At 71.2% G+C, this 23,805-nt stretch carries 22 protein-coding genes; 6 read left to right on the plus strand and 16 right to left on the minus strand.

Going from position 1 to position 23,805, the window contains the following annotated elements:
• Window positions 1–25 precede the first annotated feature (25 nt).
• The 4 genes from ACFY1H_RS21755 to ACFY1H_RS21770 are packed head-to-tail and all read right to left on the minus strand — an operon-like array spanning window position 26 to window position 4,358.
• Complete coding sequence (locus tag ACFY1H_RS21755) at window positions 26–1,750, minus strand: aminotransferase class V-fold PLP-dependent enzyme (RefSeq protein WP_386948839.1); 1,725 nt, start codon at window positions 1,748–1,750, stop codon at window positions 26–28.
• Window positions 1,747–2,523, minus strand: a complete 777-nt coding sequence (locus ACFY1H_RS21760) for an amino acid ABC transporter ATP-binding protein (RefSeq protein ID WP_366579040.1) — start codon at window positions 2,521–2,523, stop codon at window positions 1,747–1,749. The genes ACFY1H_RS21755 and ACFY1H_RS21760 overlap by 4 nt, the downstream gene beginning before the upstream one ends.
• Entirely contained in the window at window positions 2,516–3,409 is an 894-nt protein-coding gene (locus tag ACFY1H_RS21765; protein WP_366579038.1) for an amino acid ABC transporter permease, read from the minus strand. Before ACFY1H_RS21765 ends, ACFY1H_RS21760 begins: the two co-directional genes overlap by 8 nt.
• Window positions 3,396–4,358: an ABC transporter substrate-binding protein gene (locus ACFY1H_RS21770; RefSeq protein WP_386948843.1), complete on the minus strand. Its 963-nt coding sequence runs from the start codon at window positions 4,356–4,358 to the stop codon at window positions 3,396–3,398. Before ACFY1H_RS21770 ends, ACFY1H_RS21765 begins: the two co-directional genes overlap by 14 nt.
• Window positions 4,359–4,456: 98 nt before the next feature.
• Here ACFY1H_RS21770 and ACFY1H_RS21775 point away from each other — a divergent pair, with 98 nt between their 5' ends.
• The gene (locus ACFY1H_RS21775; RefSeq protein WP_386948846.1) at window positions 4,457–5,437 is read left to right on the plus strand and encodes a Gfo/Idh/MocA family protein; all 981 of its coding nucleotides are present in this window, start codon (window positions 4,457–4,459) and stop codon (window positions 5,435–5,437) included.
• On the opposite strand, the gene ACFY1H_RS21780 is transcribed toward ACFY1H_RS21775, so the two are convergent.
• On the minus strand, window positions 5,395–5,976 hold the full coding sequence (locus ACFY1H_RS21780; protein ID WP_366579034.1) for an NADAR family protein: 582 nt from the start codon (window positions 5,974–5,976) through the stop codon (window positions 5,395–5,397). The genes ACFY1H_RS21775 and ACFY1H_RS21780 overlap by 43 nt on opposite strands.
• 1,270 nt (window positions 5,977–7,246) lie before the next feature.
• Window positions 7,247–7,651 (minus strand): hypothetical protein, encoded by a 405-nt coding sequence (locus ACFY1H_RS21785; RefSeq protein ID WP_386948849.1) that lies wholly within the window; start codon window positions 7,649–7,651, stop codon window positions 7,247–7,249.
• Window positions 7,652–7,701: 50 nt separating this feature from the next.
• On the opposite strand from ACFY1H_RS21785, the gene ACFY1H_RS21790 reads away from it, so the two are divergent.
• The gene (locus ACFY1H_RS21790) at window positions 7,702–8,103 is read left to right on the plus strand and encodes a TIGR03618 family F420-dependent PPOX class oxidoreductase (RefSeq protein ID WP_366579031.1); all 402 of its coding nucleotides are present in this window, start codon (window positions 7,702–7,704) and stop codon (window positions 8,101–8,103) included.
• On the opposite strand, the gene ACFY1H_RS21795 is transcribed toward ACFY1H_RS21790, so the two are convergent.
• The 5 genes from ACFY1H_RS21795 to ACFY1H_RS21815 form a co-directional block, all read right to left on the minus strand.
• Window positions 8,100–8,639, minus strand: a complete 540-nt coding sequence (locus ACFY1H_RS21795; RefSeq protein WP_366579029.1) for a TetR/AcrR family transcriptional regulator — start codon at window positions 8,637–8,639, stop codon at window positions 8,100–8,102. The two genes, ACFY1H_RS21790 and ACFY1H_RS21795, sit on opposite strands and share 4 nt — an antisense overlap.
• Entirely contained in the window at window positions 8,639–10,198 is a 1,560-nt protein-coding gene (locus ACFY1H_RS21800; protein ID WP_386948853.1) for a long-chain-fatty-acid--CoA ligase, read from the minus strand. The genes ACFY1H_RS21795 and ACFY1H_RS21800 overlap by 1 nt, the downstream gene beginning before the upstream one ends.
• Before the next feature lie 94 nt (window positions 10,199–10,292).
• The gene (locus ACFY1H_RS21805; RefSeq protein ID WP_386948856.1) at window positions 10,293–11,486 is read right to left on the minus strand and encodes a GTPase; all 1,194 of its coding nucleotides are present in this window, start codon (window positions 11,484–11,486) and stop codon (window positions 10,293–10,295) included.
• Window positions 11,483–13,255, minus strand: a complete 1,773-nt coding sequence (locus ACFY1H_RS21810) for an isoniazid inducible protein IniA (RefSeq protein WP_366579025.1) — start codon at window positions 13,253–13,255, stop codon at window positions 11,483–11,485. The genes ACFY1H_RS21805 and ACFY1H_RS21810 overlap by 4 nt, the downstream gene beginning before the upstream one ends.
• A gap of 98 nt (window positions 13,256–13,353) precedes the next feature.
• Window positions 13,354–14,376 carry an IniB N-terminal domain-containing protein gene (locus ACFY1H_RS21815; protein ID WP_386948859.1) on the minus strand — a complete coding sequence of 341 codons (1,023 nt, stop codon included), beginning with the start codon at window positions 14,374–14,376 and terminating at the stop codon, window positions 13,354–13,356.
• A 531-nt stretch (window positions 14,377–14,907) separates the two neighbouring features.
• Between ACFY1H_RS21815 and ACFY1H_RS21820 the strand changes: the two genes are divergently transcribed.
• Entirely contained in the window at window positions 14,908–16,041 is a 1,134-nt protein-coding gene (locus ACFY1H_RS21820) for a molecular chaperone DnaK (RefSeq protein WP_386949395.1), read from the plus strand.
• The gene (locus tag ACFY1H_RS21825) at window positions 16,038–18,593 is read left to right on the plus strand and encodes a LuxR C-terminal-related transcriptional regulator (protein WP_386948862.1); all 2,556 of its coding nucleotides are present in this window, start codon (window positions 16,038–16,040) and stop codon (window positions 18,591–18,593) included. Before ACFY1H_RS21820 ends, ACFY1H_RS21825 begins: the two co-directional genes overlap by 4 nt.
• An 18-nt stretch (window positions 18,594–18,611) precedes the next feature.
• On the opposite strand, the gene ACFY1H_RS21830 is transcribed toward ACFY1H_RS21825, so the two are convergent.
• The 3 genes from ACFY1H_RS21830 to ACFY1H_RS21840 are packed head-to-tail and all read right to left on the minus strand — an operon-like array spanning window position 18,612 to window position 20,573.
• Complete coding sequence (locus ACFY1H_RS21830; RefSeq protein ID WP_386948865.1) at window positions 18,612–19,355, minus strand: ferredoxin reductase; 744 nt, start codon at window positions 19,353–19,355, stop codon at window positions 18,612–18,614.
• Window positions 19,325–19,924, minus strand: coding sequence for a sulfite oxidase-like oxidoreductase (locus ACFY1H_RS21835; protein ID WP_366579018.1), 600 nt, complete (start codon window positions 19,922–19,924; stop codon window positions 19,325–19,327). Before ACFY1H_RS21835 ends, ACFY1H_RS21830 begins: the two co-directional genes overlap by 31 nt.
• A 40-nt stretch (window positions 19,925–19,964) precedes the next feature.
• The gene (locus ACFY1H_RS21840) at window positions 19,965–20,573 is read right to left on the minus strand and encodes a pentapeptide repeat-containing protein (RefSeq protein ID WP_386948868.1); all 609 of its coding nucleotides are present in this window, start codon (window positions 20,571–20,573) and stop codon (window positions 19,965–19,967) included.
• A 97-nt stretch (window positions 20,574–20,670) separates the two neighbouring features.
• Here ACFY1H_RS21840 and ACFY1H_RS21845 point away from each other — a divergent pair, with 97 nt between their 5' ends.
• Both ACFY1H_RS21845 and ACFY1H_RS21850 read left to right on the plus strand, forming a co-directional pair.
• On the plus strand, window positions 20,671–20,964 hold the full coding sequence (locus ACFY1H_RS21845) for a hypothetical protein (protein WP_285969862.1): 294 nt from the start codon (window positions 20,671–20,673) through the stop codon (window positions 20,962–20,964).
• Between the two features lie 104 nt (window positions 20,965–21,068).
• Window positions 21,069–21,863: an LmeA family phospholipid-binding protein gene (locus ACFY1H_RS21850; protein ID WP_386948871.1), complete on the plus strand. Its 795-nt coding sequence runs from the start codon at window positions 21,069–21,071 to the stop codon at window positions 21,861–21,863.
• Window positions 21,864–21,867: 4 nt separating this feature from the next.
• Here ACFY1H_RS21850 and ACFY1H_RS21855 read toward each other — a convergent pair whose 3' ends face one another.
• Window positions 21,868–23,109, minus strand: coding sequence for a cytochrome P450 (locus tag ACFY1H_RS21855; protein WP_386948874.1), 1,242 nt, complete (start codon window positions 23,107–23,109; stop codon window positions 21,868–21,870).
• The gene (locus ACFY1H_RS21860) at window positions 23,109–23,762 is read right to left on the minus strand and encodes a TetR/AcrR family transcriptional regulator (RefSeq protein WP_366579010.1); all 654 of its coding nucleotides are present in this window, start codon (window positions 23,760–23,762) and stop codon (window positions 23,109–23,111) included. Before ACFY1H_RS21860 ends, ACFY1H_RS21855 begins: the two co-directional genes overlap by 1 nt.
• Window positions 23,763–23,805 lie beyond the last annotated feature (43 nt).

Below are 23,805 nucleotides of genomic sequence, written 5' to 3' on the forward strand. Positions count from 1 at the left end.
CCGGTTCGTCCGGGATCCCCCTCACTCAGGCTCTGATCTCGTTCAAGTAGTTGTAGATCGTGTACCGGGTCACGTCCAGGTGGGTGGCCAGGTGGTCGACCGCGTCCTTGATGAGGAAGAACCCCGCCTCGTCGAGTTCGCGCACGACGGCGGCCTTGTGGCGCTTCTTCATGAGGTCCACGGGGATGCCGGCCTTGCCGATGGCGCGTTCGACCAGGAAGTGCTGCAGGCTGTCGACGTCGGGTGGGAACGTCTCGGGCCGCGCGGCGGCCGTGTCGGAGGACGGCGACGTTTCGCTGTTCACGCAGAGGCAGCCGACCGCCACGCCGGCGGCGTCGCGGAGGAAGAGGGTGGACGAGCGGATCGCGCGGCCGTCCGGGCCGTGGGTGCGGTAGTTGGTCAGGTCCTGCGTGGTGCCGCGGCGGACGAGGCCCAGCAGGAGGTCGGTCATGGGCCCGCCGACGGTGCGGCCGGTGACGTCGCCCGCGATGGCGACGATGGAGTCGGGCAGGCGGGACAGGTCATGGAGCAGGACCTCGTTGCCGGGGCCCAGCATGGCGGCGAGCCCGTCGACGGCGGGGATCAGGGCGGTGAGCAACGCGTGCGTCGCGCCGCCCGAGACCACCGACGGAAAGGTCACCGTGGTGCGCGGGTGCAGGAGACTGTCCACAGCGGACCGGACGGCCTCCGCGGCGGAGACCGGCGTTGACGCGTGCGGGGAAAGGCGGACGTGTTCCGGCCGCACCGTCGCCGCGATGCCGGCCGCCGACAGAGCCGCGCCCACCTGTTCCGCCGGGTGGCCGGGCAGCTCGAACGCCAGGATCCCCGCCCGACGGTCCACAGCGGACACGATCGTCGCGCCGAGCGACAGCAGCACTTCCTCCAGCGCGTCCACGCGTTCGCCGATCCGGCCGGCGATCGCTCCGACACCGGCTTCCTCCACCAGCTCCAGGGCCGCCGCGAAGGCGCCGGACGTGATGGGGCTGAGGTTGGAGATCGACCAGCCGGCGGCGGTCGCGTCGGCGGGGTGGATCTCGTCGTCGAACAGGCCGGGGTCGCGCGCGCCCGTCCAGCCGGACAGGATCGGGTCCATGCGCTCCAGCGCGCGGTCGGACAGCACCGCGAAGCCCGTGCCCCAGCCGGCCCGCAGCCACTTCTGGCCGCCGACCACGAGCACGTCCGCGACCTCCCACGGCGCCTCGATCACACCGAAGCCCTGGATCCCGTCGACGACCAGCAGCCGGTCGCCCACCACCTCGCGCAGCGCGGCGAGGTCGGCGCGGTAGCCGGTGCGGAAGTCGACGGCACTCACCGACACCACCGTCGTCTCGGGCGTCAAGGCCTCGGCCACCCGCGAGGGAGTCACAAAACCCGCAGGCAGCCGACGCAGGTGCACGCGCCCAGCCTGCGAAGCCCGCGCCCACGGATACGTGTTCGCCGGGAACTCACCCGCCGAGACCAGCACCTCGCCGCGGGAGTTGAACGCCGCCTGGAACAACCCGAGGCTGGTGTGCGGCAGCAGCACGGTGTGGTCGGTGTCGCTGCCGCACAGCCGCGCCGCGGCCGCCTTCGCGCGCGTCTCCTGGCGCATCAGTTCGTCCACAGTGGACGGTCCGGCCTTCGTCGCCGCTTCCAGCAGGTTCGCCGTGGTGTCGAGCACCGCGTGCGACGGCGGCCCGAACCGGGCGAAGTCGAGGTAGCCGGCGGGCTCGTCGAACTGCAGCAGGTACCGGGGCGAGATCCGCGTCACGAGAGGACCCGCGCGAGGAACTGGCGGGTGCGTTCGTGCTCCGGGTTCTTCAGCACGGTCTCGGGCGGGCCCGTCTCGACCACCGCGCCGTCGGCGAGGAACACCACCTCGTCGGCCGCCTCGGCGGCGAAGGCCATCTCGTGCGTCACGACCACCATCGTCATCCCCTCCCGCGCCAACGTACCCATCACCGCCAGCACCTCCCCCACCAGCTCCGGGTCGAGCGCCGACGTCGGCTCGTCGAACAACATCAGCTTCGGCTTCATCGCCAACGAACGCGCGATCGCCACGCGCTGCTGCTGCCCGCCGGAAAGCTGCGCCGGGTACGCGTCCGCGCGGTGGGCCAGCCCCACGCGGTCCAGCAGTTCGAGCGCTTCCGCGCGGGCCTGCGACGGGTTCGTCCCGAGCACGCGCACGGGCCCCTCGACCACGTTCTCCAGCGCCGTCCGGTGCCCGAACAGGTTGAACCGCTGGAACACCATGCCGATGTCGCGACGCTGGCGAGCGACGTCCTTTTCGCGCAATTCGTACAGCTTCCCGCCGCGCAGCTTGAAGCCGATCGGCTCGCCGTCGACCCAGACCTGCCCGGCGTCGATGGTCTCGAGGTGGTTGAGGCACCGCAGAAAAGTGCTCTTGCCCGCCCCCGACGGCCCGAGCAAGCACACCACCTGACCCCGGTGCACCTCCAGGTCGATGCCCTTGAGCACCTCGGTGTTCCCGTAGCTCTTGCGCACGCCGACCGCACGCAGCAGTGGCCCTGAAGGTTCAGACACGGGCACTCCTCACCAACGGCATCCCCCGCAACGCCTTCCCCACCCTCGCCGCGGGCCCGCGATCGGCCGCGCCGAACGAGCGTTCCAGGTAGTGCTGCCCGACGCCGGCCACGGTCACCACGACCATGTACCAGATCGCGGCGGCGATGAGCGTTTCCATGACCAGCAGGTTGTTGGACGAGATGTTGTTGGCCGCGTGGATCAGCTCGGTCACGCCGATCACCGAAGCCATCGACGTGCCCTTGAGCATGTTGATGAAGTCGTTGCCGGTCGGCGGGATGATCACGCGCATGGCCTGCGGCAGCACCACGCGCCGCAGCGTCGCGCCCGGCGTCATGCCGATGGACTTCGCGGCCTCGGTCTGCCCGACGTCCACACTGGTCAGCCCCGCGCGCACGATCTCGGCCATGTAGGCGCTCTCGTTCAACGCCAGGCCGAGCAGAGCCGCGGTGAACGCGCTGATCAGCACGTTCGTCTGCTCGTGGACGAGGTAACCGCCGAAGGGCAGCGGGATCGAGATCGTCGGGAAGATCAGCGCGAGGTTGTACCAGATCAGGATCTGCAGCAGCACCGGAAGCCCGCGGAACAGCCAGATGTACGCGGCCGCGAACCACTTCGCCACCGGGTTGGCGCTGCGGCGCAACAGGGCGATCAGGATGCCGAGCACGATGGCCACGGCCTGCGAGATCACCGCGAGCACCACGGTGTTGAGCAGCCCGACGGCCATCACGCGGTAGAACACGAAGTCGGGCACCGAGCCCCACTCGATCTGGGCCTGCGCGAGCGCGAACCCGAGCAGCACGAGCAGGGCGACGATGACCACCGCGCTGACCCAGCGGCCCCAGTGCTTCAGCCGGACGATCGGCAGCGGTTCAGCTCCCGCCATTGACGGCCGCCTCCTTGACCGCGCCCTGCTCCACGCCCCAGGCCTGCAGGATCTTGCCGTACGTGCCGTCGGCGACGAGCTCCTGCAGCGCCTGCTTCACGGCGTCGCGCAGCTTCGTGTTGGTCTTGGTGAAGCCGATGCCGTATGGCCCGCCCTCGATCGGCGCGCCGGGCACGACCTCGAAGAACTTGCCGTCGCCCGCGGTGCGCGAGATGTAGACGGCGCTCGGCAGGTCGTTGAGGATCGCGGCGACGCGGCCGGTGCGCAGCTGGTTCTGGTTCTGCGTGTCGGAGTCGGTGGCCGTGACGGTGATCGCCGGCTTGCCCGCCTGCGTGCACTTCGTGCTCTGCGCGGCGGCGAACTTCTGGTGGCTCGTGCCCTGCACCACGGCGATGTTCTTGCCGCACAACGTGTCCGGGCCCGTGATGCCGTCGGGGTTGCCCTTGCGGACCATGATCGTGATGCCGGAGGAGAAGTAGTCGACGAAGTCGATCTGCTGCTGGCGTTCCTTGGTGTCGTTCATCGCGGCCATGGTCAGGTCCACGCGGCCGGACTGCAGGCTCGTGATCAGCGAGCCGAAGGCCATGTCCTGGTAGGACACCGTGACGCCGAGCTTCGCGCCGATCGCCTTCGCCAGGTCCACCTCGTAGCCGATCGGCGTCTTGCCGTCGCTCGAGTAGAAGTTGTTGGGCGCCGACTGGATGTTCGACGCGAGGTGCAGCGCCTTGGCCTGCGCGACGGCGGGCGGCAGGGCGGCGGTGAGCTGCGCGTCCGGCTTCACGGCCGCGATGAGCGCGGTGTTGTCCGGGATGGGCGAGGCTCCCCCGCCGGCCGGCTGCTGCGTGCCGCCGGCGCCGTCGGGACCACCTCCGCAGGCCGCGGTGACGAGGGCGAGCGCACCGGTCAGCAGGGCGGCCTGCCAGGCGCGGGTACGGGACGGCGACGGCATCGGGGACCTCCAGGGCATCGTGATGGCCGGAACGGTACAACTGGTTGTTGAAGTGGTCAACAGGCAGTTGAAGTTCGCTGGTCCGCTAAGGTTCGATCATGCGCATCGGAGTGCTCGGAGCCGCGGGCATCGTCCCGGAAGCCCTGCTCAAGCCGGCCCGGGAGAACCCGGACGTCGACATCGCGGCCATCGCGGCGCGCGACATCTCGCGCGCCCACGAGTTCGCCACGAAGCACCGCATCCCCGAGGTGCACGCGAGCTACGAAGAGCTGCTCGCCGACCCGTCGATCGACGCCGTGTACAACCCGACGCCCAACGGTCTCCACGGCCGCTGGACCCTCGCCGCCCTGGCCACCGGCAAGCACGTGCTCTGCGAGAAACCCTTCACCGCCAACGCTTCCGAGGCCCGCCTCGTCGCCGACGCGGCCGAAGCGGCCGGGCTCGTGGTGATGGAGGCCTTCCACTACCGCTACCACCCGTTCACGCGGCGCATGGAGGAACTGCTGGCGTCCGGCGAGCTGGGCGAGGTGCAGCACATCGAGACCGCGGTGTGCTTCCCGCTGCCGCGCTTCAAGGACATCCGCTACAACCTGTCCCTCGCGGGCGGCGCGACCATGGACGCGGGCTGCTACGCCGTCCACATGGCGCGCGTTCTGGGCGGCGCGACCCCGACGGTTGTCGACGCCCGCGCCAAGCTGCGTTCCCCGGAAATCGACCGCGCCATGACCGCGTCCCTGCGCTTCCCCTCCGGCGCGACGGCCCGGGTGCGCGCTTCACTCTGGTCGTCGGACGTCCTGCGCATCAGCGCCCGCGTGGTCTGCAGCGGCGGTGAGCTGCGGGCGATCAACCCGCTGTCACCGCAGTTCTGGCACCGCCTGTCCGTCCGGCGCGGCGATTCCCGCTCAGTGGAACGCTTCTCCCACCGGCCTTCGTACGCCTACCAATTGGAAGCCTTCGCGGACGCGGTGTTGCGCGACGTGCCAGTGCCGACGTCGCCCGCCGACGCCGTCGAAACCATGACCGTCGTCGACGCGATCTACGAAGCCGCCGGCCTGCGCCCGCGCGTCCCCACGTCCTGACGCACCTTCATCAACGCGAACCCCAGCAGGTTGAGCCCCCGCCACGCGCGGGGCTCGCCCACCCGCTTGTCGTCCGGCGCCAGCCCGATCCCCCACACCCGATCCACCGGGCTCGCCTCGACCAGCACGCGCTCCCCCGTGTTCGCCAGGAACTCGGCCAGCCCGGCGTTCTGCCCGAACTTCGCCGCGTTCCCTTCCACGACGATGTCGAACCGGTTGGCGTTCCACAGTTCGTCGTTGAAGCCTCTTACTTCGCGGCCCAGCGCCTTCGCCGCCCCCGGATGCCGCGCCTGGTGAATCCGCTCCGCCGCGGCTTCGTCTCCGAACAGGATCGCCTTCCGCCACATCATGTAGTGCTCGGCGGTCGCGAACATCCGCCCGCCCACCTCGAACCCCGCCGGCCACCACTGACTCAGGCAGCCCGCCCCGATCCGCCCACCGGGCTCGGGCCGGTGCCCCCAGAAGGGCAGGTACTTGAAACGCCGCCCCCGGTCCAAGGCACGACAGAGCTCATCGAACGTCCGCGGCTGTGGTCCCATACGGACAGTGTGAACGAGTGCGGGGAGTTTTGCCCGGGGTTTTCGCAGGTTGGCGCACTGGAGGCGGGGCGGTTGGGGGATCGGGGGCGGCTGGATGGGGGATGGAGGGTTGTCGGTGAGCGGGATTTGAGGTGGGGTTGTTGGTGGGGTTCGGTGGCTGTGGGGTTGCCGGGTGCGTGCTTGATTCGGTGTGGCGCTCGCAGTTCGGGCCCATCGTGACGATGCGACTCGGCTTGCTCCGGCGGCGACGTTTGGCTCATGGCAGCAGCGCGATTTGACCTATCCCTGCTTCGCGAAGCGGCCGAGCCCGGCAACTCAACGCCACCCAATCTCGCCTCGCGAAGAGAACAACCACGCCACCCAGCCAAGCCTGGCGGAGCGAGACAGCCCGACAACACGACGCCGCCCAGCGTCGCCTCGCCTCGCCAAGCAAGCCACCCCACAACGCATCTCGGCTTGCCCGACAACGCAAGTTGGCTCACGCCGGCAACGCAACTCAACCCACTCCTACCGCACCGAGCGAGCCAGCCCAACACACAACGCCGCCCCAGCCTCGCCTCGCGAAGCAAGACACCTCACATCGCGTCTCGGCTTGCCTCGACAACGCGCGTTGGCTCACTCCCGCACGAAACCCGACCCACTCCGACCGCCCGATCGAGCCACCAACAACACAACGCCGCCCAGCCCCGCCTCGCGAAGCAACCCACCCCACAACCCACCGCCACTGGGCCTCCGAAACAGAACCCTCCTCCCCACTCCCCCTTGGTTCCCCACCACACAAGCCACACCTTCCCCCACAACAAAACGCAACGGGCCCTCACAACCGCGGAAGACCTCCCACCCCCTCCCCTTCCCCTCCCGGCTCCCCGACAAGAAGCCTCAGCGCGGTTCGGGGCTGGTTGTCAAGGTACTCTTTCCAGCCTTGACAACCAGCCCCGAACCGTAGCCATAATTGTCGGCTTCGGGGAGCTCTCGCCAGGTGCTTTTGTCTTTTCGCCGTTAGGCGAATCTTTAGACCCACAAGAGAAAAGAGCCGCCTAACGGCGGAAGAGATATGCACATATCACCACCCCGATTTTTCTATCGTTCTACGGTGCTCACTTTGTGTCAAGGCTGGAAAGAGTACCTTGACACAAAGCGACCACCGTAGAGAAGGTAAAGAATCGGGGGGCCGCCGGGGGAAAGGATGTTGAAGGAGTTTTCGTTGCCGTTTGGGTGGGGTGTTGCCGATGCAACGGCGTCCGCGCGGCCGAGCAGATGGCTGGGACCGTCAGCCTTCGTCCTCGTCCTCGAACCAGTCGCCGATGTTCTTCCAGGCGAACTCCAGCAGCCAAGACTCGTCGCCAGAAAGCCACCCGCCACCAGCAATGATGACCTTGTCGCGGGAAACAGTCAGCGTCTGATAATGGCAGGAAGGGGAACCATCGCGGTATTCAACTTGGTAAGTCCCATTGGGTCTGTACCAGATTTGCCAATAGGTGTTCTCGACACCACCATCAAGAATCAAGTGGCCGCCGCGCGGCAAGACCTCCATGACGGCGGCGACGTTGTCCCCGGTCGGGTTCTCCACGTTGAGGCCCGTGGATGTCTGCATCGTGACCAAGGTGATCACCTCTCCGGTAGGCGAGCCGAAGGATATCGTCACGACGAGCGTTGACTGCGTCACGACAACCACAACCCAACCCCCACCCGGCCGAGGCTGCCTCGCCAGCTAGCGTGGCCCGTATGGAGATCGACCTCAGCACCCGCGGCGAAGAGTTCCGGGCTTTCTGGACCGAGCGGAGGCTCGCCTCCCTCACGACAGTCCGGCCGGATGGCACGCCGCACGTCGTGGCTGTGGGGGTCACCGTCGACTTCGAGGCCGGTGTGGCCAGGGTCATCACGTTTTCCGACTCCCACAAGGCGCGCCTGGCCGAGGCGGCGGGTGAAGGCGGCGTGGCGGCGGCGGTCTGTCAGCTCGACGGGCCCGTGTGGTCCACGCTGGAAGGGCGAATGGTCCTCCGCGACGACCCGGAGGCCGTCAAGGACGCGGAGGATCGGTACGCCGCGCGGTACCGGCAGCCGAAGCCCAACCCCAAGCGGGTTGTGTTGGAGATCCGGATCAGGCGGGTCATCGGCAACGCCTAGGCGCGGGCGTGCACCAGCCAGGTGTACTCCGCGATCAGGGCGGCAAGATCCGTGTCCTCGCCGGCGGCGGCCAGCTGCTGGTGCCCGACGAGCATTGCCAGGCCGAGGGCGGTGAGGGTGCGGGCGAGGGCGGCGTCCCCCACCAGGCCCTTCACGGCGCGCCCCACGGTTCGGAGGCGGGCGTCGTCCACGCGTTTCTGGGCGGCTCGCACGGCTTCGTCGTTCGCGGCCCAGGCGCGGATCGCCGCTTCGGCCTTGTGGTGCAGGCCGAGGGTGAGCTCCATCAACGCCGCGAAATCGGCGGCGGGGCCGGACTGGCCGAACGAGCCCGAGGCCAGGATCAAAACCTGCCGGTTCTCCCAAAAGCCCAACAAGTCCTCGACGAAAGCCGACCAGCCGCCGAAGTGGTGGTAAAAGGAACCACTGGTCACGCCCAAATCGCGGCACAGACGGCCGACGTTCAGGCCGGCGAAACCGTCGCCGGCCAACACTGCCAAAGCCGACTCGAAGTATTGTTCCCGGGTCACCGCGGCCATCAGACGTTGCGGTCCCGATCCCGCCAATAAGGCTCACGCAGAGAACGCTTCAGGATTTTCCCCGTCGCGTTGCGGGGCAATGCTTCGAGGACGTCGACGCTGCTCGGGCACTTGAAGTGGGCCAGGCGCTCGCGGCAGAACTCCAGCAGCTTGTCCACGTCGAGGACCTCGCCCGGCACCGGCGCGATCACGGCCTTCACCTGCTCGCCCCACCGATCGTCCGGCACGCCGATCACGGCGACCTCCGCGACGCCGGGGAACTCGGCCACCACGCGTTCCACCTCGGGCGAATAGACGTTCTCACCGCCGGTGATGATCATGTCCTTCACGCGGTCTTCCAGAAACACGAACCCGCCGTCGTCGACGCGGCCGACGTCGCCCGTGCGCACCCAGCCGTCGACGATCGTCTCGGCGGAGGCCTCGGGTTTGCCCAGGTAGCCGGACATCCGCTGGTCCGTGCGGATCCACACCTCGCCCGAGTCGGCGTCCTCCAGGGTCGCCGGGTCGACGATCCGCACCTCGACGCCGGGCACGGGGGTGCCGGCCGAAGCCAGACGCTCGGGGCGGGACGCGTCGCGGTGGGCGGCGCCGTCGAGCGTTGTGACGGCGCCGGAAAGCTCCGTCATGCCGTACACCTGCACGAACTCCATGTCCGGCCATGCGGCCAGCGCCGTGCGCAGCAGCGGAAGCGGCATCGGGGAAGCGCCGTAGCCGAGGTACTTCAGGCGCGAGAAGCCGGCGATCGCCTGCTCGCCCGCCTGCACGATCGCGCCGACCACCGCCGGCACGAGGAACGCGTGCGTCGCCCCGGCGGCCAGGGCGCCGAACAACGACGGGGCGTCCGGCTCGCGGGTCATGATCGTCGGCAGGCCGGTGAGGAAACCCAGGATGGCGTAACAGGTTCCGCCGACGTGGAACAACGGCATGGCCACGAGGTTCTTGTCGCCGTCCGCCATGGGGAACGCCGTGCCCACCGCGATGCCGTGCGTCAGCACGCTGCGGTGAGTCAGCACGGCACCCTTCGGAAAGCCCGTGGTGCCACTGGTGTACATCACGAGCACACCGTCGTCCTCGGCGACCGGCGGCAAGTCCACAGAGGACGGATCACCGGCCGAGACAAGCGCCTCGAACGCGTCGGATTCCCCGCCCACGACAACGAACCGCCGCAGAGCCGGCAGCCGGTCGCGGATTCCCTCCAGAACGGGCAGCAGCTCCGCCCCGACGAAAACGATCTCCGCACCGGAATCCGCGAGAATGTAAGCCAGTTCGTCCGGCGAGAGCCGCCAGTTCGCGATCGCGTTGGCCGCCCCCAGGGCCGCCACGGCGAAGGACACCTCGAGGCACGCCGGGTGGTTCTTGTCCACGAACGCCACCCGGTCGCCGCGCCCGACGCCTTCGGCCGCCAGGGCCGCGGACAGCCGCCGCACGCGGTCGTCGAACTGGGCCCAGGTCCGCGTGACGCCGCCGAAGGTCACCGCCGGCTCGTCGCCCCGCTCGCGCGCCCAGTGTTCGAGAACGTCTCCCAGCAGGCGGAAGTCGGGACGGTCGTCGACAGCCACGTGTGGCTCCCTTCGCAGGCACCAGCGCCATAGAGTGCTCTATGGTGCGACGCCGAAACCCCGGCCGTCAACACCCCGGCCAGGGGAAACCCGCTCAGGCGAACAGCGCCAGCACCCCTTCGGCGCTGCGCACCACCACGTGCGCAGCCGCGCGCTCGGCCGGCGGGCGGTCCTGCCGTTCGGCCTCGTGCCGCCACCGCAGCACGGCGTCCGCGCCGGCGGCGTAGACCTCCCGGGGGTCGGACTCGAAGTCGAGGCCCAGCCGTTCCTCCGGCGTGGTCCCCTGCGCCCCCAGCAGCCGCACGGCCTCGTCCGCCGGTTCGCCGGACAGCGCGGTCCGGCCGCCGCGGATGTCGGCGATCAGGCGCAGCTCCGTGAAGTCGTGGGCGGTCGCCGCGAAGCGCTCCACCCGCGCCTCCAGCCGGTCGCTGCCCGGCCGCGGTTCGTTCTGCAGCACGGTTTCCAGCCGCACCACCGCCGTCCGCGCCTTCAACGCTTCCGCGCGCGCCGCGAAGCACCCCGCGACGGTGTCCCGCAGCTCGCCCAGACCACTGCGCCGCACGAGCTCCGTGGACAGCTTCACGCGGCTGTCGCTGCCCGTGCGGATCAACGTCAGCGCCAGCTTCACCCCGAACAACCCGAACCGCGAAACCAGCGACCGCCGCGTGTCCACCGAAACGGGACCGGGGAACGCGGGATCGGTGAACGCGTCCACCGACAGCAGGTAGCGCTCCAGCTCCTCGCGCGGCACGGCGGCGAACGCGGCCAGCAGCTCGAACTCGTCGTCGGTGAACGCCCGGGCGCCGTACGCGAGCTGCGCGGCCACCGCGATCACGCCCTGCGCCCCGCTGCACAACGGGTCCTCGCGCCACGCCCGGCGGGCCAGCTGCTTGGCCGTGAGCAGCGCGTCGATGCGGCCCGCGCCCGTCTCGTCGGCGCGCGCGAGCACCAGGACCGTGTCGACGGCCGTCTGCCGCGCGAACGCCGAGCGCGCGGCCGGGTGCGCGCTCGCCAGCTCGTCGGGCTCGAGGTGGCGCAGCAGCCGCACGGTCGCGTCGGTCAGCACCGCGGCGGACGGGTCGTCGACGAGCGTCAGGTCGCGCAACGACCGCGTCTCGCCGAGCGCCGCCGCGAGCGTCGACTTGCCCGTGCCCGGCGCGCCGGTGATGCCGACGCGCAGCGGTTCGTCGAGGTGGTTCAGAGCTTCGTGCAGCGACGCGGCCGCGCGCGGGCTGTCGCGGTACAGACCGCAGGCTTCGGCCAGCAGGCCGCGGACGTCCTCGGTCACGCCGGCAGCTCCCTCGGCGCCCGGCCCGCGAGCACACCCAGCTCGCCGGCGCGCTGGTGCAGACCGGCGAGGCGCTCGATCTCGCGGCGCAGCTTGACCATCCGCCGTTCCCGCTCGGCCGAGCCGGCGATGATCGTCTCGCGTTCGCGCGCGAGCTGGTCGGCCAGCTCCTCGGCCAGCGCGGTGAAGTGGTCGCGCAGTTTCCGCTGCACGCCGCGGATCGCGTCTCGGCATTCCTTGGAGAACCGCAGGAAGACGTCGTCGACGTGGCGCTGCGCGGTCATCTTCGCCACGGCCTGGCGGCGCTGCAGCCGCATGCCGCCCTCGTCGCTGATCGTCTTCGCCGCGAAGGCCGCGCCCGCACCGAGCGAGACGGGGTTGATCAGCGGCAGCCCCGCGAGGCTCGTGACGAGGCCGAACATCAGCACACCGCCGTAGGACCCGCGCAGACCCGTGAACAGCTTCTGCCCGATCTTGAACCCCTCGATGCGCGGCTGGCGGACGTCGGCGATCAGCTCGGCCCCCGACTCCCCGAGCCGCAGGTCGTGCAGGTCGTACTGCGCCCCGAACGCCGCGGCGACGGCCTGCGCGATCCACTCCGCGCGGTCGGCGGTGAAGTTGTAGTTCGTCTCCACGGCCTCGGCGAGCGTCTTGTCGAGCCACGGCCCGAACTCGTCCCACACCTTCACCGGGTCACCCTTGTCGAAGGTCTCGTCGATGGTCTCGACGATCTTGCGGGTGCGCTCGCGCAGGTCGTACTCGGCGTCGGACTGCAGGTCGGCGATCTCGTCGGCGAGCAGGTTCTGCCAGCGGGTGTTGCGCTTGCGCAGCTCGTCGGCCTTGCGCTGCGCGCGGTGCAGCAGGGTCGTCTGGTCCACGCCCGCGTCCTGCCCGGCGAGCTCCGCGCGGGCCCGCAGCGTCTCCACGAGCTCCGCGGCCGCCGCGCGCACGCTCAGGGCGGCCAGCACGGCGCTCGTGTGCTCCGGCGGCCGCGCGGCCTGCTCCGCGATCCACGCGAGCAGCGCGGGGAAGCCGGAGCGAGTGTTGAGGTCCTGGTCCCCTGCCTTCGCCGCGGCCATGCGCACGGTGGCCGACACGGGCAGCACGGGCGAGTCGATGCCGGCGCCGGCCAGCAGCGCGCGGTCGCGTTCGGCGACGGCGCGCCAGCTCGGGCTGGCGTCGATCTTCGTCAGGGCGAGCACGACGTGGGGGCACCACGTGCGGACGTGGTGGGCGAGCGCGACTTCCGCTTCGCCGAGCGGGGTGGTGGCATCGGAGACGAGCACGACGGCGTCGGCATCGGCCAGCACGTCGAGGGCGGCGGCGGTGCGCGGCGAACGCGGGTCGCCGATCGCGGGGGTGTCGACGAGCACGAGGCCCCCCGAAAGCAGTTCTCGCGGCACGCCGACCTCCACGCGGCGCAGCGAGCCAGGGGGGCGCGCGCCGACTTCACCGGTGAGGCGTTCGACCGGCACGGGCACGCGCTCGTCGGCGCGGCCGACGAGCGTGGCGGTGGGCTGGGCGGAGTAGCCGATCTCCACCGGCACGGCGGGAGTCGCGGCGTCGCCGACGCTGCAGACGGGTGCGTTGAGCACGGCGTTGACCAGGTAGCCCTTGCCCTGCTTGGGAAAACCCAGCACGGCGATACGGGTGACGCCCGGCGGACGGTCGCGGCGCCGGCGCAGGCGCTGCACCAGGTCTTCGCGGCCGTGGGACCGGCAGGCGTCCAAGGTCTCGTCGAGCACTTCGAGCCAAGCGGGAGCGGTCACGTCGAAGGAGTGTCCCCCGTGCACGAGGAGTGAGCGAATCGGGTGGTGGCTCCGCGGTCGCACCCAGACCGCGGAGCCACTCCGTCAAAGCCGGTGAATCACAGGTGCAGGTCGAGCCCGGCGCCGCCGTGGCTGGTCTCCGCACCGGCCTGGAGGTCGAGGCCCAGCGTGTGCTGGCCCAGGTCCGTGACGGTCGAGACGGTGTCGTGCACCGCGCCGAGGCCCGCGTCGGTGCCCGTGTGCGCGTCGGTGCCCGTGTGCGCGTCGGCGCGCTCGCCGCCCAGGTCCGGAACGACCGAGTGCGTGAGCCCCTGAACCTCGTTGGTCACGCCGCCCACGGCGTGGTCCAGGCCGCCGAGGCCGTTGGTGAGGTTGCCCACCTGGTCGGTGACGGAGCCCGCGAGGTCGCTGACGTGACCCTCGACGCCGGTGGCGGACTGGGCGAGGTTGCTCGTGAGGCCACCCACGGGGGCCATGGCGCCACCGGCGACCGGCAGGTCGCTCGCGTGCAGCGGCGCGGAGCCGTCGACCGCACCGGTGACCTGGCCGGCGACGTCCTGGACCTGCGCGACGGCGCCGCTGACGGCGCCGGCGTCGAGGCCGCCCGAAAGGTCGTTGACCAGACCGAAGGCGCTGGTCGGGTCCTGCGCGAGGGCGGTGACGCCCGCGGCGGTGTTCTGCAGGTCGGTCACGCCGGACAGCGCGCCGACGGCGGGCAGCTCGCCCACGACGGGGAGGTCGCCCACGGCGGGCAGCTCGCCGACGGCCGGCAGCGCCGGCAGACCCGGGACGGCGGGCAGCGCCGGGACCGAGAGGCCGTCGACGCCGGGCAGGCCCAGCGACGCGGTCAGCGCCTGCAGCTGCTCGATGGCGCCCTGGGGGCCGTCGGCGAGGACGCCGGTGAGGTCGCCCGCCTGCGGGAGGTTGCCGAGCGAGCCCAGGTCGTCGACCGGGATGTAGTCGAGCACCAGCGGCATGACCTCGTGCACGTCGGCGGCGCTGATGTCGCCGAGACCGGCGGCCTGCAGCGCGGCCTGCGGGTCCTGCGCGAAGGCGGCCAGCGACATCGGGTCGCTGAGCAGGTTGAGCGTGAAGTCGTGCAGGGTCTGCACCGGGTCCATGTGGGGATCTCCAGAGGTGTTGATTACGGGGGATTGGCCCGGCCGTCCCCGGCCAGGTTGCCGATGAAGGTAGAGACGGGACTCCCGGCCCACATCGGGGTTCACTCCCAGTTGTCGCGCGTTGCGCCGTTAGGGGGTCGGCGGCTCCTCGTTAGGGAGCGGGGATGACCCGTCGACCCGTCAGTGGGGTTAAAACCGACATTCGCCCGGCGATCGTGACCCGAACGCGTGAGGATGATCGGGGGCCCCGGGGTTCGGCCGTGAACCGCTCCGGAACGCCCCCTCGAAACCGGCTCCACACCCCTGTTCACGTCGGCGTTCACTAACAGTCGCAGCTCACTCAGCCGTTAGGGGGTCGATATGAGATCGTTAGGGAGTTACGGGCTCATCCGTTCGGGGGCTCGGTTGGGTAAATCCCACCCGCCCTTGCCCGGATGACCCGAACGGGTGAGGATGGCGTACCCCTAGGGGGCGGATTGCTCTCCTTGGCCCGCCCCGGTGCGACGAAGGGAGGAAGCGGCGTTGCCCTATGTGCTCGGCATCGATGTCGCCCACACCCGGACCCACGCCGCCACCCGCCGCAAGCTTGCCGACGGCTGGGGCGCCCCCGAACCGCTGTGGCTCGGCGAGAGCTCACCGGCCGCGGCCACGGCGTTGTTCCTGGACGATGAGGGTTACCTGCTCACCGGCGACGCCGCGGCGCGCGCCGGAACGAGCGTTCCGTCTCGGTTGCTGACCGGGTTCCACCGCCGCATCGGCGACGACGTTCCCGTGTTCGTCGGGGGCGAGCGGTTCTCGCCGGAGTCACTCACCGCAGTCCTCGTCGAGGGCATCGCGGAGCACGCGGGTGCTCAACTGGGAGGAGCACCGCGCCACCTCGTCGTCACCCACCCCGGTGATTGGGGCGACTACCGGCGTGACCTTCTGCGACGAGCGCTGGGGCAATCCGGCTTCGCCGCCGTGACCTTGGTGCCGAGTTCGATCGGCGCCCTTCATGCCCACCTGCCCGATCCCGGCGCCGGCGACCGGACGGCCGTGGTGTGCGACTTCGGACCCGACGGCGTCACGGTCACGCTGGCCACGGCGTCCGGCGCGGGCGGCTGGGTCGCGCGCACGAGCACCGAGGGCGTGGCGCCCGCGGCGGCCGTGAGCACGGCTTTCGCGCTCGCCCACGGGATTTCGGTGCTGCCCGAGCAGTTGGCGGGCATCGTGTTCTCCGGCGAACCCGGCCCAGGGGTGCTGCCGGGCCGGTTGCCGTGCCCCGTGTTCGCCTCGCCCCAGCCCCCGCTCACGGCCGCGTTCGGAGCCAGTAGCCTCGCCGCTCAACGGATGAGCCCGCCCGCGCGGCGGGAGCAGCCCGTCGCCGAGACGACCCTGATCCCCAAGGTCGACTCGGTACCCGAGCTCACCGAGCGGCCCTCCCCGCCGCCGGTGGACATCACGCCCTTCGAGCTCCCCGAGCCCGAAGGCGCCGCGAAACTGCTCCGCCGGTGGCGTCCCCTCGCCGCCGCGGCAGCGGTGCTCGCGATCGGTTCCTCGGTCCTGATCGCCGCTCTCTCCTCCCACGAAGCCACGGCGGACAAGGGAACCGCCCCGGCCCACCCCGCGTCCCTCACGTCATGCGCCCGCCCGGGCGCGGCCCCCACCGGTGAAGGTCACTGTTGAACGCACTGCTGGCGAAAACCGGCACCGACGCCGTCCACCCCGTTGCCCGGCTGCTCCTCGCGGAGCTGGCGGCTGCCTCCGAGACGCCCGCGCGGCTCGTGGTCGTCGCGCCCGGCGGCTACGGCAAGACCACGTTGCTCGGCGCACTCGAGTCCGGCTGCCGCGAGGCCGGCGTCGACGCGACGCTGGTCGACGACGCCGACCAGCTCGGCGAAGACGACCTGGCGAGACTGACGTCGCTGGCGGGACCGGTCGTGCTGGCGCACCGGCCGAACCCGCGTTCGGAAGCGTTGCGCGTGTTGGCCGAGCCCTTTGCCCGGCAGGTGGCCTTGCCGCCGCTGGACGCCGACGAGGTCGGCGCGCTCGCGCGGCAGCTCACGGGCCGGCTCGTCGACGGGACGGCCGCGGCTGCGTTGCACTCCCGGACCGGCGGCGTGCCGCGGCTGGTGGAGCGGGCGGTGACCGAGCAGCTCGGCGAGTTCCGGGCCGAGCTGGCGGAGCTCGACGACGACGTGCTGCGGTACTTGATCGCGGCGGAGGCCGGGGCCGGGCGCAATCTCGACCTGCTGTGCGCCTTGCTGGAGCTGGCGCCGGACCGGTTGCCGGAGGTCGTCGACGGTGCCCGGGCGACGGGGCTGCTCGACGCGAACGACGAGTTGCTGCCGGTCGCCGCGGAGGCCGTGCGGACGTACGGGCCACCGGCACGCCGGCTGACGGTGTTGCAGCAGCTCGTGGAGATCCAGCTGCGCGGCGGGTTGCCTGTGCTGGAGCTGGCGAAGTCGTTGCTGGACACGGGAAGTTCGGGCGCGAGCGCGGCGGCCGCGTTCGCCGCGGCGGCCGGCGAGGCCCTGCCTGGAGACGCGAAGCTGGCGGCGCGGCTGTTCGCAGCCGCCGCCGACGCCGGCGCGCGCGACACGGCCGTGACCACGGGGTGGGCGCGGGCGGCGGCGTTGTCGGGTGACCTCGACACGGCGCTGCGCCTGGGTGACGGGATGTTGAGCGGCGACGATCCCGAGGCGCGGGCCGCGGGGGCGGAGATCGCCGCGACGGTACTGGCGCACCGGGGTGAGCTGGCGCGGAGTGCGGAGCTCTACCGGTGGGCCGCGGCGGCGGACGCTTGCGCGCCCGGTGACGGTGACGGGCCGGATCTGACGGCGTCGACCTGGGGTGCGCCCCGGACCACGCCCGGACACAACGCGCCCGTGCCTGGTGAGGCTTGGGCGCCTTCGTGGACCAACGCCCGCGGGCCCGAGGTGTACCGGTGGGCCGGGCGCGGGGCCGCGAACGCGTTCGCCGCGATCGCGCTCGCCGGCTCCGGACAGCTGGCCGCGGCGCGCAACCTCGTGGACGCGCCCGTGCCCGGGGTGGCGCCGACGTTGTTCGCGGGGGCCGTGGCGCGGACGGCCGACGGCATCGTCGACTCGGTGAGCGGGCAGGGCGCGGACACGCTCTCGGCGCTCGTCGGCGCGGCCGCGATGCTCGAGCCGGCCGCGACGGGCGCGCCGCTGCCGGACAGCCCGGCCGCGCTGGCCGCGCTCGTCGGACTGCACTCGGGTGAGCTGGGGCTCGCCGAGTCGGTGCTGGACCGCGCGCTGGCCAGCGGCGTCGGCGGCGACCTCCTCACCGCGCGGCACCGGCTGTTGCTCGGCTGGGTCGCGATGACCAGCGGGCACCTCACCGCCGCCGCCGAACACCGCGACGCCGTGGCGGGCACCCGCCTCGAAGCCCGCGACGAGCTCTTCTTCGCGACGCTCGAACTCGGCCTCGCCCGGCGCGCGAGCGACCTGGTGGGGCTGCAGCAGTCGTGGGACCGCGCGTACCAGGCGTCGATGCGGCAGCAGACCGACCTGTTCACCCTGCTGCCGCTGGGCGAGCTGGCCATCGCCGCCGCCCGCACCGGCGCGCACGCGAAGCTCACGCGCCAGCTGCGCCACGCGCACGCCATGCTCGGCGAACTCGGCAACCCTCCACTGTGGACGGTGTCCCTGTGCTGGCACGAGCTGCACGCCGCCATCACCGTCGAAGACCTCGACACCGCTTCCCACCAGCTGGCCGCCCTGACGAGCTTCGCCGGCCACGGCCGTTACCCCGCCGCGCTGGCCCGCGCCGCCACCTGCTGGCTCGCCGTTCTCGGCGGCGCCTTCGACCACGACGAGGTCTCCGCGGCCGCCGCCGAGCTCCACGAGCTCGACCTCTGCTGGGATGCCGCGCGGCTCGCCGGCCAGGCCGCCATCCGCACGTCCGACCGCAAAGCCATGGTCCAGCTCCTCGAAGCCGCCCGCCAGTTCCAGGCCGGCACCGGCCGCCGCGAATCCGCCACCCCGGAACCCGGCGCCGCCCCCGGCCTCAGCACCCTGAGCGAACGCGAGCTCGAAGTCGCGCGCCTCGTCGTCGACGGCCTGACGTACAAACAGGCCGGCAGCAAGCTGTTCATCTCGGGCAAAACCGTGGAACACCACATGGCACGCATCCGGGCCAAGCTGGGTGCCGCGGACCGCCGCGAGCTGCTGGCGACGCTGCGGGAGCTGCTCGCCAAACCCGACTTCTCCTGACGCCGGGGCCGGTGCGCGTCAGTCGCGGCTGGGGCCGAAGCGTTCCGTCTTGATCGCGTGCGGCGAGTGGCCCAGCGCCAGCAGCGCGTCGGCCACCGTCTCCACGAAGGAGGTCGGCCCGCAGACGTACGAGGTGGGCCCGAAGTCCGCCGGCCAGCCGGCCGTGTTGAGCGTCGCCACGCTGAGGCGGCGGGGAATGCCGGCGGCGCCCTCGGGGAGTTCGCGGGTGTAGACGTACGTGACGTCCAGGCCGGCGTACGGCTTGCGCAGCTCTTCGGCGTAGAAGAGGTCCGCGGGGGTCCGCACGGAGTACACCAGGCGGAACAACGCGCGGCTCCCGGCGGCGCGGCGGGCGCGGATCATCGCCATCAGCGGCACGACTCCGGAGCCGCCCGCCACCAGGAGGACGGGGGCGGGTTCGGTGGGACGCCAGACGAACCAGCCGCCGATCGGGCCGCGGATCTCGACGGGGTCGCCGACGGCGTAGGGGCCCGTGAGGTGCTCCGAGACCTCGCCGCCGGGGACTCGCTGGATCGTCAGCTCGAGGCGGTCACCGTCGGACGGCGCGGCGAGGGAGTAGCTGCGCTGGGCGGTGTAGCCGTCGGGGGCGGTGAGGCGGACGTCGACGTGCTGGCCCGCGAGGTGGCCGGGCCAGCCGGGGACGTCGAACACGAGGGTGCGGGCCGTCGCCGTCTCCTGGCGGATCTCCGCGAGGTACGCGACGCGCCAAGCTAGTCGCCCTGATACCGCTGTTCGCGCCATGGGTCTCCGTAGTCGTGGTAACCGGACGACTCCCAGAAGCCCGGCTCGTCCTTCGTCGCAAGTTCCAGGCCGCGCACCCACTTCGCCGACTTCCAGAAGTACAGGTGCGGCACCAGCAGCCGCGCCGGGCCGCCGTGTTCGGGGGTGAGCGGCTTGCCGTTGTACTCGTACGCGATCCACGCCTGCCCGTCGAGCAAGTCGGCCAGCGGCAGGTTGGTGGTGTAGCCGCCGTAGGAGTGCGCGAGCACGTAGTCGGCCTCGGTGTCGAGGTCGCCGATCAGCGTCTCCACGGGCACGCCACGCCAGCGCGTGTCGAGTTTGGACCACTGCGTGACGCAGTGGATGTCCACGGTGAACTTCTCGCTCGGCAGAGAGATCAGCTCGCGGAACGACCACGAGCGCTTCTCGCCCTTCTCCGTGGTGACCGCGAACTCCCACTTGTCCAGGTGCACGCGCTGTGTCGGCCCCGCCGACAGCACGGGGAAGTCCTCCGTGAGGTACTGGCCGGGCGGCAGCCTCGGGTTGCCCCCACGGGCGCGACCGGTGAACCCCGGTGTGATGACACCCATCGCGGACTCCTTTCGCCGGCCATCGAACGCCCAGCGCAGCCTACCCGCGAACGTGCAGTCCGAGCGACGTCACCAGCACTGCCGCTTGTTCAGGCGACACGATGGCGCCGCCGAGCTCGGCGTGCACCGGGTCGAGCGCCGACAGGTCACTCCCCCGCAGCTCGGCGCCGCCGAACTTCACGTCCAGCAGCTCCGCGCCCGACAGGTCGACGTCGGCGAACGTCGCCCCCGTGCAGTCCGCGCGCGCGAGGTCGGCTTCGCGCATCCGCACGCCCTGGAACGTCGCGCCACGCAGGTCCGCGCCCGCCAGTCCCGCGAACGACCAGTCGCCCCCGAGCACCTTCATCGGCCGCAGCGCGCACTCGGTGAACCGGCTGCCGACGAGCTTGCACCCGCTGAACTCCGCGTCGAACAGGTTGCAGCGCGTGAAGCTGCAACCGGTGAACGCCGTGTCCACGTGCTTCGACGCGTTGAAGCGCACGTTGCCGAACACGCAGTCGACGAACGAGACACCGCGCGTGACGGCCTCGGTGAGGTCGACGTCGTGGAAGTCGCACCGCTCGAACCGGCGCCCGGTCAGCTCCTCGGCGTACCAGTCCTCGCGGCGGAAGGTCAGCTCGGTTTCGGCAGGCTCAAGGGTGTCGGGCACGCGGCCAGGCTAGCCGCCGCGCGCCGGTGATCGGCCAACCGGCGCAATTCGGCCGGCGACGCGTTTCACCGTCACCCGGAAGTGGGAATTAACCAGCATGTCCAGATGGCGAACTTCCACCAGAACCAACACGGCAGCACGGGTGATCACCGGAATCGGCGCGTTGTTCGCGTTCATCGAGGTGCTCTACCTGGTGATGCTGCTCGCCGGCGCGAACGCGGCGAACGGCTTCTTCATCTTCATCCGATCATTGGCCGACCCGCTCGCACTGTTCTTCCCCGGCCTTTTCCCGGTGAGCAACCCCGACCTCGCGGTCATCCTCAACTACGGCCTCGCCGCGGTGTTCTGGCTGGTCGTGAGCGGGATCATCGCGCGGCTCGTCGCCCGGTGACCCGTTTTCCGCCCGGTCAAACGTGTTTTCCGCCAATTCCGGCGAAAGCGCGGTGAACACCACAACCGGAAGCGCCCGGTTATCGCGCCCCCTACGATGTCCGGGTGACCGAAGGCAGATGGTTCGAGGGCTGGCCCGAATTCGCGGGCCTCGCCGCCGCGGCGGGTCGTTCCCTGCTGCCGAACGTGCCCGCCACGCCGGCGGCCCTCGCGCGCACGGTCACCGAACAGCTCGTCGGCCGCCGTCTCACGGCGAAGGCCAACGGCGGCGAAGCCCGCTTCACCCTCACCGGACTCGACTACCCCGCCGATTCCCTGCGCCTGGCCACCGGCCGCCTCGGCGACGTGCGCCTGTCCGCCGCGGACGTCGAGTGGCCGACGTCCGCGACGAGCACCATCCCGCTGCGCCGCGTTGTCCTGCTGGCCAAGGACGTCCGCCTGCGCAGCCTGCCGACCCCCGCCGTGGTTCCCGGTGAGGTCGAGCTGGACCTCACCGTGCCCGGCAGCGTCGTGCGGGAACGCGTGGCGCAGGCCCGGCCGGACCTCGTCGCGACCCCGCACGAGGACGGGTTCCAGGTGCGCTGGGCCAAGCGCCCCGGCTGGGGCCGGCTCACGCTCACGCCCGCCGTCGCCGCGGACGCCGTAGTGCTGACTCCGACGACCCTCCACATCGGACAGCGGGAGTTCCGCGCCCCGAAACGGATCCGGCCCGTCGTGCTGCCGCTGCCCGAGCTGCCGAAGGGACTGCGGCTCACCGCCGTGCGGCCGGCCGAAGACGAGCTCGTGCTCCGCACCGTCGCCGACGAGTGGCCCGAGCGCCTCTCCCGCGTCCCGCTGCCCGACCTGCTGGCCTGGCTCACGACGGCCGCGCTCACACTTACCTTGCCCCGGTTCCGGTAGCCCCTCAGGACCACGCCACCGGCAGGGAATGCACGCCGTACACGAGCATGTCCGTGCGCAGCGGCACTTCGTCGGCGGGAATCGCGAGGCGCAGCTCCGGCAGACGCGCGACCAGCTCCGCCAAGCCCACCCGGAGTTCCGAACGCGCCAGCTGCTGTCCGAGGCACTGGTGCACGCCGTGCCCGAACGCCAGGTGCGGTGTGCGCGGACGCTTGAGGTCGAGTCGCGCCGGCTCCGGCCAGTGCTCGGCCGCGCGGTTGGCCTGCGGCACCGAGATCAGCACGGTGTCGCCGGCGGGGATCGTGACACCGCCGACTTCGAGGTCCTCGGTCGCGACGCGGTTCGGTCCGATGTGGATGATCGACAGGTAACGCAGCAGCTCGTCGACGCCGTTGTCCAGTACGGACGGGTCTTCGCGCACGAGAGCCAGCTGGTCCGGGTGTTCGAGCAACGCGAAAGTGCCCAGCGCCAGCATGTTCGCCGTGGTCTCGTGACCGGCGCCGAGCAGCACGGTCGCGATGTCGACGAGTTCCTGCTCGGTCAGCGCCGGGTCGGCGTCGCCGTGGATCAGGCCGGACACGAGGTCGTCGGCCGGGTGCTCACGCTTGTGCGCCACCAGCTCGCGCATGAACGCGTAGATCGACTCCGAGGCCTTCGCCCGCTCCTCGTCGCTCTTGGTCAGGTTGAGCGCGATCCCGGTGTGCTCCTGGAACTCCGCGCGGTCCGCGTAGTCCACACCCAGCAGCTCGCAGATCACCAGCGAGGGCAACGGCAAGGCGAACGCGGGCACGACGTCGCCCTCGTTCCCGGCCGCGCGCATCGCGTCGAGGTGCTCGATCGAGATCTCGCGGATCCGTTCCTCCAGCAACTGCATGCGCCGCACGGTGAACTGGCCGGTGAGCAGCCGGCGCAGCCGCGTGTGCTCGGGCGGGTCCATGAACAGGAACCGGCCGTCCTCGCGCTGGGCCACGTCCACGGGACAGCGCGCCTCGCCGACCTCTTCGGGGCGCAGGTCCATCGCGCTGCGGTTGCGCACGTTGTCGGAGCTGAACCGGGTGTCGGCCAGCACCGCGCGGGCCTGCTCGTAGCCGGTGACCACCCAGGCGTGCGCGCCGTTGAGCAGCTCGACCCGCGACACCGGCGCCTTTTCCGCGAGCACGGCGGGCGGGTCGAACGGGCACTTGCCGCGCCGCAGCATCTCCGGCGGGACAGAGCGGCGCATCGTGGGCGGTTTCGTGGCGGACATCAACGATCCTTCCGGGTGGTGGGGACACGCGGGGCGGTCAGCAAACCGGTGAGCGCGTCGGTCAGGGCCTCACCGACCAGCGCCCAGTCGGCGGGCACGCCGGTGGTCGCGGCGAGCCGCTCCTGCTCCGCGCACGTGTGGATCACCGCGACGCGCGCGGTTTGGCTCCGTAGAGCCGATTCGGCCGCCGGCAACGGCGTCACGTGTGCCCACACCGCGGCCGTGCCCTCGACGAACTCGACGGCCAGCACCGGCTCGACGCCCTCGACGTCGAGCAGCGCCGGATCGGTCACGACCTGCGCCAGGAACCGGGCGCACCAGCTGGGGTTGCCGAGGCTCGCGAGGTGCTCGGTGTAGGGCAGCACGAGGCTGGCGACGTGGTCACGTGGCCGCTTCGACCGCCGGACGGCCGCCACGCGTTCCTGGGCCCGCGCGGCGATGGGCTCGACGTGCGAACGCGTGATGGCCCGGATCAGGTCCTCGCGCGTGCCGACGTGATACGCCAGCGCGGAGTTGTTGGCCTGGCCGGCGGCTTCCACGATCTGGCGGTTGGACACCTGCGCGAGCCCGCGTTCGGCGAAGAGCCGTTCTGCCGTGCGCAGGAGCAGCTCGCGCGTCGCCTCGGCCTGTTCCCGGCGCGAACTCGTCTCCACTGCACGCTCCTCCGTAAGACGATCTTCTTACGAAGCTAGTGCT

The sequence above is a fragment of the Amycolatopsis sp. NPDC001319 genome (assembly GCF_042896185.1).
Classification (GTDB): domain Bacteria; phylum Actinomycetota; class Actinomycetes; order Mycobacteriales; family Pseudonocardiaceae; genus Amycolatopsis.